Here is a 17084-nt window from a genome sequence, read left to right on the forward strand (position 1 = left end):
TTACCAGCGCCAGTCGGCCGCGGCGCTTGGGTCCTTGCGGGCCAGGGTCTCCGGCAGGGACGCGCGGCCCCATCCTTCCTGCAGGTCGCGCTCGTGCATGGCCCGGACCCGTTTCAGATGCGCCTGCAGCGGCCCTTTGACGACCTGGGGCAGCAGCGCGCACCGTGATCTGGTTGGCATCGAAGTCCACTTCCTGACTGCGTAGGCGCAAGCACTCCATGAGGCGAAGGCCTGCGCCGTCCATCAGGCCCGCCATAAGCCGATACTCGCCCTGCAACTCGCCGATCACGGCCCAAACCTCCTCTCTGGACATCACCACCGGAAGCCGACGGGGCTTGCGAGCACGGATTAAGCCTTCGAGGGGTCCAATCCCCCGGCCGAGCACGTGCCGGGAGAGGAACAGGATCGCACTCAGTGCCTGCGTTTGCGAGGAGGCACTCACCCGTTCCTTCCGGGCGAGGTGGCTGAGGAAGCCGTTGCAGTCCGCTTCAGCCACCTCCCCTGGAGGACGTGCACGATGACGGGAGAACCGCCTAGCCCAATGGCCGTAGGCGTGCTCGGTCCGACGGCTGGATGTCGAGAGCGCAAGGCGTCGCGCAAGCGGCTCGCCGACAAAGAGAGCCAGCCAATGACTGAGAGGCGAGTTCCGCAGGCCCTATTCATACCTCAACCCGTCCACGACCGGCTGTCGTGCGGCCCACCGCGCCGGGACGTAGCCGGCAACCAGCGCCGCGACCAGCGCCAGCGCAACAGCCTCGAGCAGCAACCCCGGGGGCAGCAGGAACTGGATCGTCCAACCGAACGACTGCTTGTTGATCACCTTGATCAGCAGCACGGACAGCGCCAGTCCCCCGACGATGCCCAGCAGCGCGCCCAATAAGCCCAGATAGCAGGCTTCCCACAGGATAAGCCGGCGGAGCTGCACCTGGCTGGCCCCCACCGCCCGCAGCGTCGCCAGCTCGCGTCGCCGCTCGAGCACGGAGGTCAGCAGCGTGTTGACGATCCCGAGCAGCGCGATCGCCACCGCAATGACCTCCAGGGCGTAGGTGACGGTGAAGGTCCGATCGAAGATCGCGAGGATCTCCCGCTTCAGGTCGGCGTTGCCAATGACGACCAAGTGCCCCTGCCGGCCGACCCGCGTTTCGACGTCCCGCCGGACCGCTGCCGGATCAGCCTCCGGATCGAGGTACACGGCCAGGACCGTCGCCGTCTCGTCTTGCCAGTACTCCCGATAGAGGCTCCGATCCATCACGACCTTGCCGCCGTCGGTAGCGTAGTCATAGAAGACGCCGACGACCGGAAACCGGCGCTCGCCAGAAGGGGTCATGAGGGCTAGCGTCTCCCCGGGCGCGGTGCCGAGCGCGTCGGCCAGGACCTCGGAGACGATCACGCCCCGTTCCTCGACCGTGCGGCGAAGCAGGGCCCGCGACTCCCCCGAGACGAAGAGGTAGCGGCTGCGCTCCGCATGGAGCCGGAGATCGCGGGCGACCAGCGAGGCCGGCCGGCCGGCTAGCTCGATCGAGAGCTGCCGGTAGGCATCCACGGCCGCCACGCCGGGCACGGCGGCCACGACCTCCCGCCATTCCAGAGGAAGGCGTTTGGCGAGCATGCCCGATTCCTCCCCCTGCAGCCAAGAGGGCGCGGCGACGATCAGGTCCGCAAGGATCGTCTGGTTGATCCATTCCTTGACCGTGTGACGGAAGCTCTGGATCATGATGCCCACACCGACCATGATCGCAACGCCGACCATGAGGGCCGAGATCGTCACGGCGTTCCGGCCCGGCGCGCGGGCGACCTGGTCAGCGGCAATGAGCCCGAGCATGTTCCCGTCCCCGCGCTGGCGGAACGGCCCACGATCCAGGCGAAGCAGAGTCCCCCAGCCCCGCACCAACGCAGGCGCGAGCAGCGAGAGACTAACCAGCAGGCAGAACGTCGCGGCGTAGCCGAAGAGCGGGAGCCCGTGGACGGGGCCGGGCAAGGCGAGCAGCCCCGCCGCGACGAGCCCCGCGCCGCCGGTCCAGGCCAGCGCCGAGCCCCGCCGCCCCTGTACCGCTTCGTATTCCCCCGGAGCCAGTGCACGCGCCGGAAGGGTCCGGCTGGCTTCCAGGCTCGGGCTCATCGCCCCCAGCATGGATACGAGCACGCCCATCGCGACGCCCTCGCCGAGCAGGCCCGATGGCAGCTCGGCTAGCCCGCCGGTCCCCACCGTCACCGATACGTAGAGCTCCGAGACGGTCCGGCTCACCAGCACGACGAGGCCCCGGGCCAGAACCACGCCGAGCGCCGTGCCCGCCAGCCCGCCGATCGCCCCCATCCACGCGGCTTCCGTCAGGAACAGCGCGGTCACGGCTCCGCGAGGCATCCCCAGGGCGCGCAGGATCCCGATCTCGGTCCGGCGCTGCACCACGGCGAAGGCAACCGTGTTGTAGACGAGCAACACCCCCACCAGCAACGCGACCGCGCTCAACGTGACCAGGTTGAGCTGGAAGGCCCGGAGCATCCGCTCGACCTGCTCGTTGCGCTCGGCCGGCCGGCGGACCACTAACGGCGGGGGCAACGCCGCCTGCAGTTCGCGGGCCACCTCGGCGACCGATCGGCCGGGCTCCGTCACGAGGTCCACCCGGTCTAGCCGGCCAAACAGGCCGAACTGCGCCTGTGCCGCGGCGATGTCCATGACCGCCAGGCTGCCCCAGGCCGAAGGCCCGGCGGCCTCGGGCTCGACGATCCCGCGAACCACCAAGCGGTGCGCGGAGGGTCCGGCCAGCACCGCCAGCTCGTCCCCGACGGAGAGCCCCCAGTCCTCGGCCAGCCGCCGGCCCACGAACACCGTATCGGGTTCGAGCAGCAGTTCGAACTCGGGCTCCGCCCCCTGCGGGTCTTGGATCCGCACCCCCTTGAGGTCCCGCACTTCCAGCAGATCGAGACCCACCACCAGGAGAGGTTGGCCCGCGTGTGGCCCCGACGCGACAGTCGTTCCCTGCTGGAGGACCGGAGTGGCGGAGAGGACCGCTGGGTGCTTGAGCAAGTCCGCGATGACCAGTTCGTCCAGCCCCAGGTCCCCCGCGGAGACCTGGAGGGTCGCCCGGCCGGCTATGGCCAGGACACTGTCCTCGAACGCCCGCAGGACCTCCACATTCGCGGTCCGGATGGCCACGGAGACCGAGACGCCCAGAGCGATGCCCAGCACCGTCAGGCCGGTGCGGACGGGCCGCTCCAAAATGTGGCGGTAGCTCAGAATGCTCAAGGCCCCGATCATGGGCTTCCCGGTCGAGTTAAATTATTCGTAGTGAAAACCACGAATTTGGTATTTACAGGCACGAAGGATTCTGTTAGATTAAACCATAACAGTGCATCCAGAAGCTGGGGGAGTACCAGTGCCTAGGCAATCAGCAAGGAAGAAAATGCGCAAGGCTCGTCCGGCAGTGCGGTCCAACGCGACCCGCGCCCTGACGCCGCGCCAGAAGGAAATTCTGCGCCTCGTGGCCCAGGGGCTGACGAACCGGGAAATCGCCGACCATCTGGACATCAGCGTGCGGACGGTCGAGGTGCACCGGTTCAATCTCATGCGGCGGCTCAGGGTACGCAATGTGGCGCAGCTCCTGCGCCAGGCTCTCCAGTTGCGTCTCCTGCCGAGGAACTTCGCGACCCGCTAGCCCGGATTAGAGCTCCTTCAGCCGGCCCCGGCAAGCCGCGACGGAAGGATAGCCCTTTTTGTCCAGGAGGGCGGCCAGCTCGTTCTCCAGCCGCTCGAACAGGCCCAGCCCCTGCTCGACGAGCGCCGTGCCCACCTGCACCGCGGAGGCGCCGCAGAGCAGGTGCTCGAACGCGTCCCGCCCGCTGCCCACCCCGCCCGTCCCGATGATAGGCAGCCTTCCTTGAAACCGTTTCCAGAACGCCCGGACATTCGCCAAGGCCACCGGTTTAATGAGTGGCCCGCCGAGGCCCCCCAACCCGCCCTTTGGCTTGATCACGACGCATTCGCGCTCCGGGTCCACGACCAGGCCGTTCCCAACGGAATTGATGAGCGAGAGGAAGTCTGCGCCGGACCGCTCCACCACCCCGGCCATGACGTCCTGGTGCGCCGGGTCAAAGTAGGGCGGTAGCTTGACGCCCATCGGAACGGTGAGGACCTTCCGCACCCGTTGGAGCAGCCGCTCCGACGCCTCCGCGTCGTAGCCGATCTGGGGCTTGCCGGGGATGTTCGGGCAGGAGAGGTTCACCTCGACCAGGTCCGGCCGGCTCTCGTTGATCGTTTCGGCGATCAGAACGAAATCGTCCTCGCAGAAGCCGGCGACACTCGCGATGACCGGTTTGCCGAACGTGCGCAGCTCCGGAATGAGCCGGGCGTAGGCCCGATAGCCGAGGTTCGGCAATCCCATCGAGTTGATGGAGCCCAGGTCGAACCCGAAATAGCGCGGTTCGGGGTTGCCACTCCGGGGCTCCACCGTCATGGACTTGGTCACGATGGCGCCCGAGCGGGACCGGCCCAGCGCCTCCAGCTCCTCGCGTGTCACGCAAAGGGCGCCGGCGGCGTTCATGAAACAGCTCGGAAACCGGACCCCGGCGATCGTGGTTGAGAGGTCAATCCGGGGACGGGTTGTCACGGGCGAGGCTCCCCCAGTTCACGATCGAGCTGGCCGTCCCGGATGCGGATGAGGTGATCGGCCGCCTGCGCAGCAGCCGGGCTGTGGGTGGCGAGCAAGATCGTCTGTCCGGTGCGCTCGGGCAGGGACCGCAGCAACGCGACGATTTCCTCGCCGGTCTTGCTGTCCAAATTCCCGGTCGGCTCATCGGCCAGGATGAGCCGCGGGTTATGCGCCAGCGCCCGCGCGATCGCCACCCGCTGCTGCTCGCCGCCCGACAGCTCGCTGGGTCGGTGTCGCTCCCGGTGACGCATGCCAACCGTCTCCAGGCACGCGGCGACCCGGTCGCGGACGGCCCGTCCCATCTCCCCCTTGAGCAGCAGCGGCAGTGCTACATTTTCGGCCGCGGTCAGGCCCGGGACGAGGTGAAAGGCCTGGAACACCATTCCGATCAGCTCCCTGCGTGCACGCGTCCAGTCCGCATCGGTGAAGTCCCCGGTCGAGCGGCCATCGAGGTAAATGGTGCCTGTGGTCGGCAGGTCGAGCCCGGCCACCAGATTGAGCAGGGTGCTCTTCCCGCACCCGCTGGGCCCCATGAGCGCGCAAAACCGCCCCTGAGGAATCTCCAGGCTGATGTCCCGGAGGGCCGCCACCCGCGCCGCCCCCCGCACATATTCCTTGGAGACATGCACCAATCTGACCACACTCCGTCCGCCTCCCCGTAAGTCGCCCAGCCGGCCGCGCCTCCCCTATACCACAAGCGAGGAGGCGCCACAAGGACGGGCCAGTGCGTCGTCCCATCAGGGGCGGCGCACCGAACAGGTGGCGCGGCGGGCTATCCCAGCTTACCCTTGACAGCAGCAGTTCGATTTCTTACAAGGGCTGGACGAGGGAAGCGCGCCTTGGCCGACGCGTGCGCGTAGTCGCTGTGCGGGGGCGACTGGAGGGCGGGCATGGGGCTCCTGGCGACACTGGTCCGGCGAGCGCTGGATGTGGTCCTCCCAGTCGAGTGCGTCGGCTGCGGGACGATCCTGTCCGATGCACCGACGCCGTTCTTTTGCCAGCCTTGCTGGTCGGGCGTCGAGCCGCTCCGTGGCCCGGGCTGTCCTCGCTGCGGCCGCCCGTTCCCCTCGCCGGTTGCCCTGACCTACAGCCCCGCCCATCTGTGCGGACCCTGTCGGACGAGCCGGCCGGCGTTCACGCAGGCACAGTCCCTCTACGCCTACGCACCGCCCTTGCGGGAAGCTCTTCACCTGCTCAAGTATCACCGCAAGGTGGCGCTGGCGGACGCGCTAGGCGATCTGATGCGTGCGGCCTTCGTCCCGCCGCTGGACCTGGACGTCATCGTCCCCGTCCCGCTGCATGCGGCGCGGCTCAGGGAGCGGGAGTTCAACCAGTCGCTGCTGCTGGCCGACCGACTCAACCGGCGCCTGGGGCTCCCGCTCTCGTACCGGAACCTGATCCGCCTCCGCGAGACGCCGCCGCAGACGGAGCTAAGCCGGTCGGCCCGCCGGAAGAACCTCCGGCGCGCCTTCGCTGTGCAGCAGCCGGAGGAGCTGGCGGGCAAACGGGTCCTCCTGGTCGACGACGTCATGACAACCGGGACGACGGTGAACGAGTGCGCCAAGGCTCTGCGGAAGGCGGGAGCGGGCGACGTGTTCGTCGTCACGCTCGCGCGCACGCTTTGAACAAGCCATCAGCGGTCAGTCATCAGCCTCCAGCTTCCGGTTTCTCAGGGCTCGTAGTTCTGACTCCGGGGCCGACTGCTGAGAGCTGAAAGCTGAAGGCCAGACTCATGGAGTGCAACAATGCCGATCTACGAATACCGATGTCGTGACTGCGGGAAACGCAGCGCGTTGCTCATCCTCAGCCTCAGCAACCCAGGCACACCGTCCTGCAAGCACTGCCAGAGCCCGAACCTCGAACGGCTCCTTTCCCGCTTTGCGGCGCCGAAGTCCGAAGAAGCGCGGCTGGAGACGCTGGCCGATCCTGGCTCTTACGGCGACCTGGACGAGAACGATCCGAAGAGCATGGCCCGATTCATGAAAAAGATGGGGAAGGAACTGGGCGACGACCTTGGGGAGGATTTCGAGGACGAGCTGGACGCTGCCCTTGAGGAAGAGACCGGCGAGTCGGCGGAATCGGACCCCATTGACGTAGATTGACCTGCATTGGCAGGTACAGTTGAGCCTGTTGCTCAAACCCATGATTGAACCCTTTGGTCACCAGAAATTGTATTGTGCTCCCATCTGGGCCACTCGCTGCCGAGCCCGCGAGGGAGCGTGGCCGTCGAAAGGGTCATCCCCTCGTCTTCTTTCCACTTCCCCGGCCAAGCCGTCGCGGCTCGCTGCCTCTGCGCCGACCGGTCCAGGCCGCCTTCCCGCTCCGCCAGAGCTTCAACAAATTATGCGTCGCGCAGAGCAGTTTCCATTCGCCGTCACAGGCTTGGCGGCCCCGGCGCATGAAGCGATCACAGCCACGGGTGCTCTTGATCTGGCCGAATACCGGCTCCACCGTCTGGCCGCGCTTCGTGTACAGACGGCGTCCGCGCTTCGTCAGCAGTGTGCGCTCCATGCGGTCGCGGGCTGTCAGCCCCTTCGGACAGCGGCCGCGTGGCGGTGGCTGCTCCCGCAGCGCCTGGCGCTGTTTCCAATCTTGGTTCGGCGCGATCAGCAACTCAGGTCCGGCGGGATCGGCCTCCGTCAGGTTGGCCTCGCTGCAATAGCCGGCATCCGCCAGGGCGGTCCCGAGGGGCTGCGGGTGCTCGATGGCCTGCAGATTTTCCTGCGCCTCGGTCAGCATCGGATGCAGTTGGCGGATATCGTTCGCCTCCTGCGTGACGGCGGCCGCGACGATGATCTGGGCCTCCGTCACGACCGCTTGGGCATTGTAGCCTTGCACGTACCCGGCCGGTGTCTTCATGATGCGGCTCTCTGGGTCCGTCACGTTCGCCTTGGCCGTGGCATCCGCTGCCGCTTCGGCCGCCTTCGGCTTGCGGCCCCGCTTCTTCTGCCCGGTGGCGGCTTCCTCGGCCTGGCGGGCCTCAAGCTTGGCCTGCTGCTGGGCGGTCGCCTCGGCCGCCGCTTGCGTCAACCGTGCCTGGCACGCCTGCAACCGGGCCAGTCGGCTCCGCCGATCCCGCAACGCCTCCGGCAGTTCGTCGCCCCGCTGCTCCGGTCCGTACAGCCGATCCTCGGCGGCATCGGTGGCCTGAGCCTCGGTCAGCATCCGCGTCACCTCCGCCGCAATCGTCTCGGCGGTCCGATTCGCTGCCAGCGCCGCGTCGGCCTTGATCTTCGTGCCATCCAGGGCCACCACCCCGACCTTCACCAACCCCGCCGCCGCACACAGCGTCAGCACCTGCGTAAACAGGGCGGCCAACGCGGCCTCATGGGTCTGCCGGAATCGGGCGATCGTGGTGTGATCGGGCCGCTGATTGGCCGCGAGCACCCGAAAGGCCACATCCCGCTCGCACAGCCGTTCGATCCGGCGGCTGGAGCGCTCGCCCAGACAGTAGGCATACAGCAGCAGCGCCACCATCATGGCCGGCTCGTAGGCCGCTTGGCCCCAGCCATCGGCTCGGTACGCCCGCTCGATCTTCCTCAGATCCATCTGGGCCACCGCATCCAGGATGAACCAGGCCAGATCGCCCTCCGGCAGCCAATCCTGCAACGCCGGCGGCATCAGAAACAGTTGCTCACGATCACATGGCAGAAAGTTATAGCCCATGGCACCCTCCCTTCGGTCATGACGAGGGAAGAGAGTATACATAGAATTGCCTAGGTGTCAAGGGGTTTGTGCAACAGGCTCAGTTGCTTGACAATTCCAGGGAATCGCTCTAGCATCCCCCGTGATAGCCGGGGTCCAGGCCAGATCGGCGTTGTGATGGCTCATGCCCGCCACATCTTCGAAGGACGAGCTCATGACGGCCGCGGAGACGTGCCGGTACCTCAAGATTGCGCCGCGTACGCTCTACCGGTACATCCAGGAGCGCCGCATGCCCGCCTTCAAGCTCGGGAAGGAATGGCGGTTCGTGCGCTCGGACCTAGAGCAGTGGCTCCGGCGCCGGAGCGCCGCGGCCCGCCGGCGGCGATAACCAGGAGGCGCCTCCATGTTTGCAGGGGAATATCTGTGCAAATTGGATGAGAAGGGCCGGTTCATCGTGCCCTCGCCGATGCGCGAGCGGATCGAGGCCGAGGGCAACGGCGTCGTCTTCCTGAAAGGCCCCGAGCAGTCGCTCTGGGTCTATTCCGTCCAGGAGTGGGGGAGGGTTCTCGACCGGACCCGCGCCAGGCTCGACGAGGACCAGAGCCGGCAGTTCATGCACCACTTCGTCGCCGAAGCCGGCACCTCCGACGTGGACAAGGCGGGCCGCATCCTGATCCCCACCCGGCTCCGGAAGCAGATCCCGGTGGACGACGACCAGGAGATCGTGCTGGTCGGACTCTACACGCGCATGGAGATCTGGAACCCGGCCGAGTGGCGGCGGTACTTGGCGAAGACGGAAGACCAGTTCGAGCAGAACCTCGGCAAGATTGTGAACCTACTGTAGCCGACTCCGTGGCCAAGCGCGCGCAGTCAACGGCCCCGCGCCTCAAAGCCGTCGTCCTCCGCTCAACCTCCTATCGGACCTCGGCGACACCCTTCCCCGCGGCGCCGGTCGTCCCCCTGGGCAAGGCCCACTCCTGGCTCCTGCCGCCGTTCCATCGCACAGGCGGCCGCCGGCGGGCCGCGCGTGCGGTCTTGGCCGTCCGGGCCGAGGCCGCAGTCTTCACCGACCGGCTGGCGTTGACCCTGCCCGTGCCGCCCAGCATCAACCACCAGTACGCCACGGTGAACGGTCGCCGGGTTCTCTCGGCCCAGGGCCGCTCATACAAGGCGCTCGTCGCACAGGAGGTCCTCGCCGCCCTAGCCCGATCTGTACACCGCCGGACGTTGCTGCGCCGGCTTGGCGACGCCGACCTCGCGCTTGCCATCCACTTCCATTTTGCGTCGCCGCTCCGCCGGGACGTGGACGGCGGCCTCAAGATCGCCCAGGACGCCCTCTGTGAAGCCCTCGGCCTGAACGACAACCGGATCGTCGAGATCCACCTCTACAAACATCGCGACCCCGCCCGTCCGCGGATCGAGGTCACGCTCGGCCCGACGGCAGCTCTCTCGCGCCCCTAATCGGCCCACCCGTAGCAGGCTGTCCTGTCAGGCCTGAGATACCCCATTCTTCTGCGGCGCTCGTTTCTGTGGTCCGTGCCGTAGTGACCCGGCAATATACGCCCGATAGACGTGGTGATAATCCCCTATGGCAACGTGAGGTGCCGCAATGGCGAGCAAGATCGATGACCACCATCGAGCCTCCACCTTCCCAGAAAAGCGCCCTTGCCAAATGATCCACAAACTCGTCGAGGCGCTGGCGCCCTTCCTGAAGTTGCGGCGGGCGCTGGCGACGAGACGTCTATGAGTTCTTTCACTCGCTAGTTGACAACCGCCAAGACATCGGAAACCATTCTTAACCCTGATCCGAAAATAATCGCTGATGCCTGCACCAGCTCCAGCGGGTCCTGTCATGGCGATCACCCCCGTCGTCCTCGCTCCACCCATCCCCCCGTGGGGGGCGCTACACGATCGGCGCACAGCCGCTCTTTTGTGCACTGGGTCGGCGCGAGTCTCTGTGCGGTTCGCCCCTTCCGCTGCGGGCGACGGGAGACCCGCTCGCCACGCCACCCGCTCTGTCTTACGCAGTTCCGCGTGCCAAATATTTTCGGATCAGGGTTAATGAGCTATGTCCGCCACCACATCGAGAACTGACCGATCAGATTCGGCCTCGCGGGATAGGAAGCAAGGGACTGACCACTGGCTCCGGAACGGGAAAAGGCAGGTGCTTGTGAACATGGCCATTGGCTTGATGACCAGTGCCCGTCGGTGTGGAAAGATCGTCGCCGTGACAGAGCGACCAGCCAGACGTTTGCCGACGAAATAGTGCCGGGTGATGCTCTATACTTCCTGTAAAAGTGAGTTGAGCAGAAACAAAAATGGCGTAAGATGCCTCCGGCGTTTACCAACCCGGGGCCGAGGCCCCAAGCTGAAAGGAGGACTGACGCCATGCGAAAGCGGGGACCACCGAGCGAGCACCTGAAGCCAGCCCTCACGACCGTGTTGGAGCAAGGCAGCAAGAGCGCGGAGCATCCGTTGGATGAACTCATCAAATTGGGCGCCCGGTACGTGTGGCCAGTGGCCTCCGAGCAAGAAGTGACGGAGTGGTTGGGCCGCGCCCATGACCAGCGGGGCGCCCGGCGGCGGCGCGGCTGGCGGAATGGCGACGAGCCCAAGGGGCTCAAGACCCCGCTGGGGCTGCTGCCGGTGGCGGTGCCGCAGGTGCGGGGAACCGAGGAGCCGTTTCCCGCCCGCCTGGCGCAGGCCGTGGGCACGCGCTCGAACGCGCTGGAGCGGCTGGCCACCCGGATGTGGGTGCGCGGGCTCTCGCAGGCCGATGTCGAAGCCCTGTTTCTGGAGACGGTGGGGGACCGGGTGATTTCCCGCACCGGCGTCAGCGAGGTCTGTCGCCAGGTGCAAGCGGACTTCGAGGCGTGGCAGCGCCGGGATCTCAGTGCCCTGAAGGTCGTCTCTCTGGTCCTGGACGCGATCGATCTGGCCGTGCGGCAAGGGACGGACGAGCAGGAAGGGGTGCTCTGCGCCTACGGGATTCTGGAGTCGGGCCAGCAGGTCCTGCTGTCTCTGGCCCTGGGCAGCCGCGAGTCCTCCGACGCCTGGCTGCGCGTCCGGCACGACCTGACCGCGCGCGGCCTGGAGGCGCCGTTGCTGGTGGTCTCGGATGGCCAGCCCGGCCTGCGCAAGGCGCTGCGGGAGGTGTTCCCCCGGGCGTCCCACCAGCGGGGTCAGGGGCAGAAGATGCGGAACATCCTCGCCAAGCTGCCGCAGGCCGCGCGGGCGCTGCTCAAGCCGCTGATCCGCCAGGTCTTCTGTGCCGCCACGTATGAGCACGGGCTGACGCGGGGCCGTGCGCTCATCGCCCGGTGGCGCGCCCGCTATCCGGCGGCGATGGCCTGTCTGGAACAGGATCTGGAGGCGGGCCTGGTGTATCTGAAGTTTCCGAAGGAGCATCACAAGAGCATCCGGACCACGAATCTCCTCGAACGGACGTTCGGGGAAGGGCGGCGCCGCACGAAGGTGATCCCGCGGTTTCCGACCGAGACGGCCTGTTTGACGCTGGTGTTCGCCACCTTGCTCACCGCATCACAGTGCTGGCGCGGGTTGCGGATGTCCCCGCGCATCCTGCGCGAGCTGGACGCCATCCGCCAGGAGCGGTATCCGGTGCAGAGTCAGGTGGCCTGACCAGAAGAGCCGGAGGGATCAGCGTCATGACCACTTTTACAGGAAAGAAAGGACTTGACCTAGTGCCGGCCAGTGACAGCGATGCCGCCTGTGTGGTGCCCCACTTGAGATTTGGACAGGCATCATTAGTCAGGAGGGATCATGGAAACGGCAGTGAAACTTGTCCAGAACGGTCGTGGTACTCGACGTCGGTGGACGGCTGAGCAGAAGCTGACGGTGTTGCAGGAGTGGAAGAACGGCGTGCCCCTGGAAGAACTCTGTCGGAAATACGCCGTGAACGCGGCACAGATGTACCGCTGGAAGCGTAGCCTCGACCAGGGGCTCAAGGAGTCCGGCGAGATGGTCCCGAAGAGCCAGGTGCTGGGGCTAAAGAAGCGGGTCGCGGAGCTGGAGCGGGCACTGGGGCGGAAGGCCTTGGAGGTGGAGGTGTTAAAGAAAGCCTGCGAGCTCAAAGGGCTCAAATTACCCGAGGGGACATAGGGTGGCTGGCGAGAACCGCAGGCTGCTCCTTAGCCTTGGCGTGTCGGGCCCTGGGCAAGCATCGGAGCTGGCTCTATTAGCGGCGAGGTCCCTGGCGCAGGCGCCCGGAGCGGTGCCCGGAGGTGGAGGCGGCGCTCCGCCAACTCTTAGCGGCGAGCCCGGTGTCCTATGGGTATTGGCGGCCCCACGCCCTGCTCAAGCGCCAAGGGCTGGTGTGCAACCCCAAGACGGTATGGCGCAGACTGCGCCGACGGGGCTGGCTCGCAACGGGATGGAGGCGGCTGGGGCTGTGGCTGGGACGACGCCACGTGGGGCAGGTGCAGGTCGCGACTCCGAATCGGCGGTGGGCCTCGGACATCACCTGCATTCGGGCCTTGGGATGGCCAGAAGGGGCGCTTGGCCGTCATGATCAACTGCGCGGACCGGATGGTGCTGGCGTGGCGCTTCGCCCCGCGCATGACCGCCGAGGATCTCGCCGAGATGTTGCGGGAGGCCGTGTTCCAGCGATTCGGAGAGGCGGGGGCCCGCGCGCGGGGGATCGAGTTCCTCAGCGACAATGGGCCGGAGTACACCTCGCATCGGTTCCGGCCGTTCGTGCAGGCGATGGGGCTAATCCCCTGCCATACACCTCGACGGAGCCCGGAGTCGAACGGCCTGGTGGAGGCGTTCTTCGGAAGCTTCAAGCGAGACTACGTGTACCAGGCGTGCCTGGAAACGTTGGAGGCAGTGGGGCACCAGCTGCCGGCGTGGATCGAACCCTACAACCGAGAAGCGCCGCACAGCGCCTTTGGGAGGCGGGCACAGGCCGAGTTTTACGCAGAATGGATGGTCAAAAACAAGACATACCTGTCCAAATTTAGCCCTAATCCGAAAATAAATCAGGCCATCAGGGCCTGGGAAATCTTCGTATACAAGGCTTCGGTTGCGGGGTTCTCCGTGATGCGCAGAACGTTCCGATTGTCACTGCGAGTCAGTCGGCCCGCACGATTGATCAGGCGAAACCGCAGCGTGCGCATGCTCTGCAAGACGTACGCGTAGGTCCGCTTGGCCGACCGCGGCTTGGGCGTCGCGATCGTGTGAAGCTGGAAGCCGCGCAGCAGGTTAGGGCCGAGCACACTGAGCTGTTGCCAGGCGCTGTTGGCGCCATAGTGATGCGTCGGCACGACATCGAACGCGAACTCGCCTTTGAGCTCAGCGAGGGTCTTCTCTTGAGCGCCCCGACCAGCCATGAAGTCCCACAGGGCGGCTGCGCTGAGGGCCTTGTTGGTCGTCACCGCCGAGTACTCGAAATGCCCATCATCTGGCGAGAACAGATCGAGCTGGAAGTTCTTCCGCGTCTGATGGCGGACGTGTTTGCGATAGACGACGACCCGCAGCGTGAGGCCCCAGGGCACCAGCGGCAAGCGAGTCTCAAAACAACTGACCTCGTCGGTGACGCGGTCCCAGCGGGAACGGGCGGCCACCAGCGGCTTGAGCTCCACCCAGTCCCAGAACCCCACTTTGATGGCGTACTCGCAGCCCTCCCGCGCCAGCAGCGTCAGGATGTCACGCTGGAAAAACGCCGCATCCATGCGGAATTCGAGCGGCAGGCCCCGCCCGAAGCGGCCGCGCAGGTCGCGGATCACGTCGCGCAGGAAGCTCACCGCACCCCGGCTGTCATGCCCATTGCCCGGCCGGTTCCGCACGCGCAGGATCTGGCCGGTTTGCGCCACGTGCGCCAGCAACGGGTAGTAGCTGGCATCCTTGCGATGATGCGGATTGAAGCCCCGGAAGGCCCACGCCACCGTGCCGCCGGTCCGCACAACAGTGCCATCGAGATCAAGGGTCAGGCGACTCAGCCCCAGGCGCTCAATCTGCTCGTACAGCAGGGCACTGTTCAGCGCGACCAGAGCTTGAAGCGCCTCGTGGGTGAATGGTTTCAGCCAGTTGACCACGGTGCGATCGGACGGCACGCGGGCCAGGCCACAGAGCCGGCGCAGCAGGGGGTCCTGCTCGACGTACCGCCGATGCTCGAGCCGCCGCGCCCCCACCACGAGCAAGGCGATGACCAACAGGACCAGCCGCCCGCAGCCATAATCTCCGTGGACCCCGTAGGCGCTGAACGCCTGGCGGATCCGACGATGCAGCCCGAGCAGGGCACAATACCGGCGCAGCAGTTCCAGGCCACTGTACGACGTCAACTGCTGGCGGACAAATTCGATCCGGAGATCCCCTTTGACAGTGTGCCGCAAGCTTGCTATTCTCAAGCGCATTCCCAGGCCTCCTGTGTTGGCTCTTCAGGCTTTCGTGTGGGTTGGATAGAGATCCAATCCTCCACAATGGAAGTAGATCGCGGTCTTGAAGTGCTCGACGTTGCGGAAGCCGCGGGCGGTCTTCTTGACCCACTGGATCGTGGCATTGACCGCTTCCAGCCCCGCGTTGGTGAGCCGATGCCTCAGATACGTCAACACATTCGGAAGATGGCGCCGGATCAGGTGGGCGACGGCGGCCATTGGGCGCAGCCGACTGTGCGTGGCGCGCCAGAACCAGCGGGCAAAGAAGTTCTGCGCGGCACCGGGGGAGGCATAGTCCCAGAACGGGCGGAAGCGCTCCTTGAGGGTCCAGGCCCGGGCCACCGTCCGCTCACTGCGCTGCAGCGTCCGGAAGGTGGCCTGCTGCTCGGCGGTCATGTCCTTGGGGCGCATGAGCCAGAGGTACTTGGTGCCGGTCAGGCGCGCATCCCCGTCCTGCTTGAGCGTCCGATGCTCGACCCGGCGCACGCGGTCCACGGCGTCATGGAGGTGCTTGGCGATATGGAACTTGTCGAAGACGCTCGTCGTCTCGGCCTCGGGGAGATGGGCGTGGGTGGACTGGACGTAGGGCTCCCACCTGTCCATCGCGATGGCCTCAATCCCCGCGCGCTGCTCGGGCGTCAGCGTCGCCCAGAAGCCATCGAGGCTCTCTTGCTTCCGGTCCTCCGCCAGATCGAGCACGCGGCTGCGGTCCAGATCGGCCACCACCGTCAGGTCGCGATGCCCCTTCGCGATGGCCTTCTCCTCGACACCGAGGTGCGCGACGACGTCCCGGGTGCGACGGCTGAGCCCCCGCGCGACGGCCCGCTCCTTGATCCCCCAGGCCTCATCCCAGGTGATGCGCAGCAGCCCGGCCGCACCTGTGACCGAGCACTCGCGGAGCAGGTCGATGGCCAGGCGTTCGAACCAGGCGGTGAATTGGCTCCCCGGCTCGGCCCAGGGCACCGCGATCTGCTTGACCCCATGGGTCGGACCGCTCACGCGGGGCAGGTCCGCCTGGATCCATGTGGTGAACTGGCAAGGACTCCAGATGCCGCCACCGCCGGCGCTTGCGATCAGAGCCTGGGACCGGCGCCTGGCACTCAGGACAGGGATACGGCCCCGGGCCGGCCTCCACGGTCACGGTCACCGGCTGCCCCGTCACATCCAGCTCCACGTTGACCACGGTCCAGGGGGCTTGCAGCCCCAGCACAGCTTGAGAGCGTTCAACGTCACGCATCGCTCGGACCCTCCTTTCGAAGGTCCAAGCAGAGCGCAAGAGGGATCAGTGACCCACACAATTTCCTGAAGAGCCCCTGTGTTGAGAGTGTTGCATTGGCGTGCACACTCTCTGTACCACACAGGAGGCCTTTTTTCATCAACAATATACGTAAAATCACCCGAATTTTAATTTCGGTTAAGGTTAAGTGGGGCAGTATACCCCCTTGTCAGAATGGTGCGCACCTGCCCGCGGCGCCTCCTCATATACTCATCCCGGCTGGAACTGATGCGCCCCAAGGCGGGCCGCCGTGACGACGCACGGGCAACAGTGCGGCAGCAGCAGCCCCCGCAGCAACGCACCATGCCGAAGACCGCAGCGGCTACCCCCTCCGTCACCCGAGGCCTCTTCCTTCACTCGTCCCGCAGCGCCTCGATCGGATGCAGCCGCGTAGCCTTGTTGGCGGGAAAACGACTCAAGTAGAGAAGAAGGCTCATCCCGCAAGACCGGCTCAGAGGCCTCACCGTCAGGATGGCTCTGGCAGTAAGCGCAGCCCCGTCCGGCTCGCAATCTGCTCGAAGTCGCGATCCCGTTGGAGCAGTGCGCAGCCGTAGGCCTCGGCTAGGGTGGCGATGAGCGCGTCTATCGCGCTCACGGTAACTCCGTTGCGGCGCAGCGTCATCGCCAACTTGCCGGCCGCGATCCAGTGTCGCTCCTCCACCGGCAGCCAGTGCAGAGCCTTCAGCCGTTCGATCAACCCTTCCCGTTCCCCGTCCGAGCGGCAGCCCTGGATCAGCTCTAGCATGATCGGCCCGGCTGTGGCGACTAGGTCGGCTTCCAACAGATCGGCAAGCTCGGCCTTGATCCGGCGATAGCCCGACTTGGCGAAGAAGCAGATCCAGGCGCTCGTGTCCACCAGGACCAGGCCGCGAGGCTGATCCGGACTCAACGCACCCGCCGCCCGTGGACCTGCCCGCGACGCCTGGCACGACGAAGCTCAGGCAACGTCATGTCCACGATGCCACTCCCGGCCAGGGCCTTAAGCTCACGCCGCCGGCACGCGCGGATGAGTTCCTCCAGCGCCCGCTGCATGGTCTCCCGCTTCGTCGCCGAATCGGAAAGTGCCATCGCCTTCGTGAGCAGCCGTTCGTCAATATCTACCAGCGTCTTCATGGCACACTCTCG

Annotated in this window: 17 protein-coding genes and 2 pseudogenes; 9 read left to right on the forward strand and 10 right to left on the reverse strand. The window is 66.3% G+C overall.

Annotated elements, in window-relative coordinates; genetic code table 11:
• The 3 genes and pseudogenes from ACWHYQ_RS01995 to ACWHYQ_RS02005 form a co-directional block, all read right to left on the reverse strand.
• A complete protein-coding gene (locus ACWHYQ_RS01995; protein WP_447974093.1) occupies window positions 1-180 on the reverse strand; it encodes a hypothetical protein in 180 nt (59 codons plus the stop codon).
• A gap of 202 nt (window positions 181-382) precedes the next feature.
• Window positions 383-652 (reverse strand): annotated as a pseudogene (locus ACWHYQ_RS02000) (site-specific integrase); the annotation flags it as partial.
• A gap of 3 nt (window positions 653-655) precedes the next feature.
• Window positions 656-3256 carry an FtsX-like permease family protein gene (locus ACWHYQ_RS02005; protein WP_447974094.1) on the reverse strand — a complete coding sequence of 867 codons (2601 nt, stop codon included), beginning with the start codon at window positions 3254-3256 and terminating at the stop codon, window positions 656-658.
• Between the two features lie 145 nt (window positions 3257-3401).
• Here ACWHYQ_RS02005 and ACWHYQ_RS02010 point away from each other — a divergent pair, with 145 nt between their 5' ends.
• Entirely contained in the window at window positions 3402-3653 is a 252-nt protein-coding gene (locus tag ACWHYQ_RS02010) for a LuxR C-terminal-related transcriptional regulator (RefSeq protein WP_447974095.1), read from the forward strand.
• Between the two features lie 6 nt (window positions 3654-3659).
• Here the strand turns inward: ACWHYQ_RS02010 and ACWHYQ_RS02015 are convergent, their stop codons facing one another.
• Together ACWHYQ_RS02015 and ACWHYQ_RS02020 are read right to left on the reverse strand one after the other, a co-directional pair.
• The gene (locus ACWHYQ_RS02015; RefSeq protein ID WP_447975507.1) at window positions 3660-4586 is read right to left on the reverse strand and encodes a dihydroorotate oxidase; all 927 of its coding nucleotides are present in this window, start codon (window positions 4584-4586) and stop codon (window positions 3660-3662) included.
• Between the two features lie 14 nt (window positions 4587-4600).
• A complete protein-coding gene (locus ACWHYQ_RS02020) occupies window positions 4601-5287 on the reverse strand; it encodes an ABC transporter ATP-binding protein (RefSeq protein WP_447974096.1) in 687 nt (228 codons plus the stop codon).
• A gap of 249 nt (window positions 5288-5536) precedes the next feature.
• On the opposite strand from ACWHYQ_RS02020, the gene ACWHYQ_RS02025 reads away from it, so the two are divergent.
• Together ACWHYQ_RS02025 and ACWHYQ_RS02030 are read left to right on the forward strand one after the other, a co-directional pair.
• On the forward strand, window positions 5537-6271 hold the full coding sequence (locus ACWHYQ_RS02025; RefSeq protein ID WP_447974097.1) for a phosphoribosyltransferase family protein: 735 nt from the start codon (window positions 5537-5539) through the stop codon (window positions 6269-6271).
• Window positions 6272-6391: 120 nt separating this feature from the next.
• Window positions 6392-6748: an FmdB family zinc ribbon protein gene (locus ACWHYQ_RS02030; RefSeq protein ID WP_447974098.1), complete on the forward strand. Its 357-nt coding sequence runs from the start codon at window positions 6392-6394 to the stop codon at window positions 6746-6748.
• A gap of 133 nt (window positions 6749-6881) precedes the next feature.
• Here ACWHYQ_RS02030 and ACWHYQ_RS02035 read toward each other — a convergent pair whose 3' ends face one another.
• Window positions 6882-8312, reverse strand: a complete 1431-nt coding sequence (locus ACWHYQ_RS02035; protein ID WP_447973275.1) for an IS1182 family transposase — start codon at window positions 8310-8312, stop codon at window positions 6882-6884.
• 193 nt (window positions 8313-8505) lie between these two features.
• Between ACWHYQ_RS02035 and ACWHYQ_RS02040 the strand changes: the two genes are divergently transcribed.
• The 6 genes and pseudogenes from ACWHYQ_RS02040 to ACWHYQ_RS02065 form a co-directional block, all read left to right on the forward strand.
• Window positions 8506-8679 (forward strand): helix-turn-helix domain-containing protein, encoded by a 174-nt coding sequence (locus ACWHYQ_RS02040; RefSeq protein ID WP_447974099.1) that lies wholly within the window; start codon window positions 8506-8508, stop codon window positions 8677-8679.
• Window positions 8680-8694: 15 nt separating this feature from the next.
• Entirely contained in the window at window positions 8695-9135 is a 441-nt protein-coding gene (locus ACWHYQ_RS02045) for a division/cell wall cluster transcriptional repressor MraZ (RefSeq protein ID WP_447974100.1), read from the forward strand.
• Between the two features lie 8 nt (window positions 9136-9143).
• Window positions 9144-9752: a RusA family crossover junction endodeoxyribonuclease gene (locus tag ACWHYQ_RS02050; protein ID WP_447974101.1), complete on the forward strand. Its 609-nt coding sequence runs from the start codon at window positions 9144-9146 to the stop codon at window positions 9750-9752.
• A gap of 927 nt (window positions 9753-10679) precedes the next feature.
• Complete coding sequence (locus ACWHYQ_RS02055; RefSeq protein WP_447974102.1) at window positions 10680-11930, forward strand: IS256 family transposase; 1251 nt, start codon at window positions 10680-10682, stop codon at window positions 11928-11930.
• Between the two features lie 141 nt (window positions 11931-12071).
• Window positions 12072-12410, forward strand: a complete 339-nt coding sequence (locus ACWHYQ_RS02060; RefSeq protein ID WP_447974103.1) for a transposase — start codon at window positions 12072-12074, stop codon at window positions 12408-12410.
• Between the two features lie 168 nt (window positions 12411-12578).
• Window positions 12579-13196: pseudogene (locus tag ACWHYQ_RS02065) on the forward strand (DDE-type integrase/transposase/recombinase); the annotation flags it as partial.
• Between the two features lie 92 nt (window positions 13197-13288).
• Here the strand turns inward: ACWHYQ_RS02065 and ACWHYQ_RS02070 are convergent.
• The 4 genes from ACWHYQ_RS02070 to ACWHYQ_RS02085 form a co-directional block, all read right to left on the reverse strand.
• The gene (locus ACWHYQ_RS02070) at window positions 13289-14662 is read right to left on the reverse strand and encodes an IS1380 family transposase (RefSeq protein ID WP_447974104.1); all 1374 of its coding nucleotides are present in this window, start codon (window positions 14660-14662) and stop codon (window positions 13289-13291) included.
• A gap of 24 nt (window positions 14663-14686) precedes the next feature.
• Window positions 14687-15682: an ISL3 family transposase gene (locus tag ACWHYQ_RS02075; RefSeq protein ID WP_447974105.1), complete on the reverse strand. Its 996-nt coding sequence runs from the start codon at window positions 15680-15682 to the stop codon at window positions 14687-14689.
• 743 nt (window positions 15683-16425) lie between these two features.
• Window positions 16426-16848 carry a type II toxin-antitoxin system VapC family toxin gene (gene vapC / locus ACWHYQ_RS02080; protein ID WP_447974106.1) on the reverse strand — a complete coding sequence of 141 codons (423 nt, stop codon included), beginning with the start codon at window positions 16846-16848 and terminating at the stop codon, window positions 16426-16428.
• The gene (locus ACWHYQ_RS02085; RefSeq protein WP_447974107.1) at window positions 16845-17072 is read right to left on the reverse strand and encodes a type II toxin-antitoxin system VapB family antitoxin; all 228 of its coding nucleotides are present in this window, start codon (window positions 17070-17072) and stop codon (window positions 16845-16847) included. Before ACWHYQ_RS02085 ends, vapC begins: the two co-directional genes overlap by 4 nt.
• Between the last annotated feature and the right edge of the window lie 12 nt (window positions 17073-17084).

The sequence above is a fragment of the Nitrospira sp. Kam-Ns4a genome, assembly GCF_965152595.1.